The 4,414-nt window shown below is 54.3% G+C and carries 4 protein-coding genes; 3 read left to right on the top strand and 1 reads right to left on the bottom strand.

The window, feature by feature from the left end:
- Positions 1-586, bottom strand: a 586-nt coding sequence (locus Q1B15_RS18480; protein ID WP_299756539.1) for a LysR family transcriptional regulator, incomplete at its 3' end; no start/stop codon positions are given.
- A 221-nt stretch (positions 587-807) separates the two neighbouring features.
- On the opposite strand from Q1B15_RS18480, the gene chvE reads away from it, so the two are divergent.
- The 3 genes from chvE to Q1B15_RS18465 form a co-directional block, all read left to right on the top strand.
- Positions 808-1,821: a multiple monosaccharide ABC transporter substrate-binding protein gene (gene chvE / locus Q1B15_RS18475; protein ID WP_299756541.1), complete on the top strand. Its 1,014-nt coding sequence runs from the start codon at positions 808-810 to the stop codon at positions 1,819-1,821.
- 76 nt (positions 1,822-1,897) lie between these two features.
- Complete coding sequence (gene mmsA / locus Q1B15_RS18470; protein ID WP_299756537.1) at positions 1,898-3,418, top strand: multiple monosaccharide ABC transporter ATP-binding protein; 1,521 nt, start codon at positions 1,898-1,900, stop codon at positions 3,416-3,418.
- A 12-nt stretch (positions 3,419-3,430) separates the two neighbouring features.
- Positions 3,431-4,414, top strand: a 984-nt coding sequence (locus Q1B15_RS18465; RefSeq protein ID WP_299756535.1) for a sugar ABC transporter permease, incomplete at its 3' end; no start/stop codon positions are given.

Here is a 4,414-nt window from a genome sequence, read left to right as displayed (position 1 = left end):
CCAAATCCTCCAACGATGGCTGATCAATTTTCAACAAGGGATGACTGGGCCTGACTAAGAATTCTACGATCTCGACTCTGCCCTGCAAGATTTCAAACTGGCGTGCATCCAGATCGGGGGGAATACGGGAAAGTATGAAATCATAGTCGCCACTCATAAGCCTTTCCATCAGCGCGTCGCTGGGGCCAACATCCACGTAGACTTCAGCGCCTTTTGCATCCTGTTTCAGGGATTGAATTGCCGGAACGACATAAGCCACTGCCGCACCCGTAACAGAGCCGACTCGAACGGTCCCGGTCTTACCTGAACTGAACGCTCCGACTTCGCTTGCGGTTGCCGCCAGCCCGCGCAGTAAGCTTGTGGCGTGCCGGATCAGAACCTCGGCGATCGAGGTTGGCACCATACCTTTGGGATGACGCTCGAACAGTCGCTGGCCAACCATAGCTTCAATCTCGGCCAGCATCCTGGATGCGGCGGGTTGCGTTATGGAAAGTCGATCCGCGGCGACGGATAGTTGGCCATATTCACTAATTTCGTGGATGAGCCTGAGGTGGCGCCATTGCAGCCGTTTGATGAGATCCTGCATCTGAAATAACATACCGAAACAGGCATGAAGAAGTCAAATTATGTAATTTGATTGTTATGTTGGAACGGTGATACCGTTGTGCTAGGCGGCCACAAACTGGCCGGCAACGATGTCCCTGAATGGGACCTGACTAGTCTGATCCCGGATTCGTCAGTTTTTGGGAGGAAGACATGAACAAACTATTTTCGGGGCTTGCGGCCCTTGCACTTGGTGCTGGCCTGATGGCTGTGCCGGCTTATGCTCAGGACAAAGGCACAATTGGCATTGCGATGCCGACCAAATCATCTGCTCGTTGGATTTCTGACGGCAATTCGATGGTCGAGCAGTTCGAAGCCGCGGGCTATGCTGTCGATCTGCAATATGCAGAGGACGACATTCCCAACCAACTTGCCCAGATCGAGAACATGATCACTAAGGAAGTTGATGTTCTGGTCATTGCGGCCATCGATGGGACAACGCTGTCCAATGCGCTGGAGAATGCCGCAGCTTTGGACATCAAGGTCATCGCCTATGATCGCCTCATCCGCGACAGCGGAAATGTCGACTACTATGCCACCTTCGACAACTTCAAGGTCGGCGTGCAGCAGGCCAGTTCTGTCGTTGCCGGTCTTGAAGAAAGGTTTCCAGGCGTTTCGCCTTGGAATGTTGAACTGTTCGGCGGTTCGCCCGACGATAACAATGCGTACTTCTTCTATGATGGTGCGATGTCGGTGCTGCAGCCACTGATCGATGATGGCACTCTTAATGTGGTGTCTAGCCAGATGGGCATGGACACTGTCGGCACACTGCGGTGGGACGGTGCTGTTGCACAGGCGCGCATGGATAACTTGCTGTCTGCACATTACACCGATGCCGTCGTGCATGGTGTGCTAAGCCCTTATGACGGTTTGTCCATTGGCATCCTGAGCTCGCTTAAGGGTGTTGGGTATGGCTCTGGCGACCTGGCGATGCCGATCGTGTCCGGTCAGGACGCCGAACTGCAATCGATCAAGTCGATCATAGCCGGCGAACAGTATTCGACCGTGTTCAAGGACACCCGTGAACTGGCCCGTGTGACTGTTGGTATGGTTGATGCATTGTTGCAAGGCGGCGAGCCTGAGATCAACGACACGTCAACCTATGACAATGGTGTCAAAGTAGTTCCTTCCTACCTGTTGGAGCCTGTGTCGGTTGACGGATCAAACTACCAGAAGATCGTCATGGACTCAGGTTATCATTCCGCAGACGATCTCTAAACAACGGTCTGATAATTGCCTGTTCCGGCTGCGCGGAAAGCAGTCGGGGCGGGCTAAAAGATAGGGGGATGGGTCGATGCAAACACTGCTGGAAATGCGTTCTATCACCAAGAACTTTCCCGGTGTCAAAGCGCTGGATAATGTAAACCTCAAAGTCACCGAAGGAGAGATCCACGCGCTTGTCGGTGAAAATGGTGCCGGAAAATCCACCCTGATGAAGGTTCTTTCGGGCGTTTACCCGCAAGGCACCTATGACGGTGAGATTAACTATGACGGGAAGTTGGCCAGCTTTACTGGTATTGCAGACAGTGAACATCTCGGGATCATTATTATCCACCAGGAACTCGCGCTGGTGCCGCTTTTGTCTATTGCCGAGAATCTTTTCATTGGAAATGAATGTGCCCGTGGCGGCATCATGAACTGGCCTGACACCTATCAGCGTACCGAGGCGTTGTTGAAGAAAGTCGGGCTGAAGGAACGACCTGCCACTGCCGTTGACCGGCTTGGCGTCGGCAAGCAGCAACTGGTCGAGATAGCCAAGGCGCTGTCCAAGGACGTGCGCCTGTTGATACTGGACGAGCCGACAGCAGCATTGTCCGAGGCCGACAGTCAGGCGCTGCTGGATTTGTTGCTGGAGTTGAAGAAACAGGGTGTCACGTCAATCATCATCAGCCACAAATTGAATGAAATTCGCAGGGTTGCTGATACGATCACCGTCATCCGCGATGGCGCGACAGTTTCGACACTGGATGCGCGGACTGAACAAATCACCGAGGATCGGATCGTGCGCGATATGGTCGGTCGCGATATGTCGCAACGCTATCCCGGACGGACCCGTCGCGCCGGCGACATGCTGTTAGAAGTCTCAGACTGGAATGTTTTTCATCAGGAACACGCGACCAGACAGGTGATCAAGGACATCAACTTCCATGTCCGCGCGGGCGAAGTTGTCGGCATTGCCGGGCTCATGGGCGCCGGGCGCACCGAACTGGCAATGAGCATTTTCGGGCGCAGTTACGGCCAGAATATTTCAGGTCAGGTCAAATTAGCAGGCAAGGACATCGACACATCAACAGTAGCCGCGGCAATCCGGAGCGGTTTGGCGTATGTGACCGAGGACCGAAAGGAACTGGGGCTAATACTAGAGGAGACGATCCAGCGGAATATTACGTTGGCAAATCTTCGCGATGTTTCGACCTCGGGAGTCATCAACGAGGCCGAGGAAACCAATGTCGCAGAACGCTACCGCGAGGCGATGAATATCCGCACCCCGAGCGTGTTCCAGAAGGTGATGAACCTGTCGGGGGGGAACCAGCAAAAGGTTGTTTTGTCGAAATGGCTCTTTGCCGGGCCGGAGGTTCTGATCCTTGATGAACCGACCCGCGGCATCGACGTGGGCGCCAAGTTTGAAATCTACGGTATCATCAACGAATTGTCGGCGCAGGGCAAAGGCGTTGTCATGATCAGTTCCGAAATGCCCGAACTTCTGGGCATGAGCGATCGCATTTACGTCATGAATGAAGGCAGCTTTGTCGGCGAACTTGATGCCTCCGATGCAAGCCAGGAGCGCATCATGTCGCTCATCGTCACACATTAGGAGGGCGGCGCAATGACCGATACCACCTCGCCGGATCAGCCCGCTCAGGCTGGTATGTCCAAATATCTTCTAGGCCATTTGCGTGAATACGGGCTGCTGTTTGCCCTAATCGCGATCATGCTGTTTTTTCAGATCGTGACCAACGGCGTGTTGCTGAAGCCGGTGAACATCACCAATTTGTTTCTGCAGAACAGTTATATCATCATCATGGCCCTCGGGATGCTGATCGTGATCGTCGGCGGCAATATCGACCTGTCGGTGGGCTCGGTTATGGGGTTCGTCGGTGCCTTTGCGGCGGTGATGATCGTGAATTGGGACGTGCCAGTTGCGATCACAATTCCGGTCTGCCTCGTGGTTGGCGGGATGATCGGGGCGGCACAAGGATACTGGGTAGCGTACTGGAAAATCCCCAGTTTCATTGTCACTCTTGCGGGAATGCTGGTGTTTCGCGGTTTGTCACTTTGGCTTCTCGAGGGGCAATCCGTCGGCCCCTTCCCAAAATCCTTCCAGTTGCTGTCAACCGGGTTCATCCCAGATCTGTTTGGTGTCGGGCGTCCGAACGCGACTGCACTGGCGGTCGGCATCATCGCCGCAATGGCAATCGTGTGGCTGGGGATGCGTAAGCGGGCTCGCAATAAAGCTTATGGGATTGAGGATGAACCGTTCGGCTTTTTCCTTGCGCGCAATGTGATCGTCGCCGGTGCACTACTCTTTGTGATATACAAGCTATCGACGTTCCGCGGACTGCCGAATGTGCTGATCACGATGGGTCTGTTGACAATCGTCTACGCGTTTATCACCGAACAGACGACAATCGGGCGGCGGGTCTATGCGCTTGGCGGAAACGAAAAAGCCGCGAAACTGTCGGGCATTCCGACCGAACGCCTGACCTTCCTAACTTTTGTGAACATGGGCGTGTTGGCCGCACTTGCCGGGCTGATCTTTGCGGCACGGTTGAATACAGCCACACCCAAGGCCGGATTTGCAGTCGAACTC

Origin of the sequence: uncultured Boseongicola sp. (assembly GCF_937988555.1) — a bacterium.
Lineage (GTDB): Bacteria > Pseudomonadota > Alphaproteobacteria > Rhodobacterales > Rhodobacteraceae > Boseongicola.
Note: the sequence above shows the minus strand (reverse complement) of the source record. Positions and strands in the feature narration are given on the sequence as shown.

What these genes read in the sequence shown, in the direction of transcription:
- chvE (WP_299756541.1), top strand. Translation starts at nt 808, where the DNA reads ATGGCTGTGCCGGCTTATGCTCAGGACAAAGGCACAATTGGCATTGCG.
- mmsA (WP_299756537.1), top strand. Translation starts at nt 1,898, where the DNA reads ATGCAAACACTGCTGGAAATGCGTTCTATCACCAAGAACTTTCCCGGT.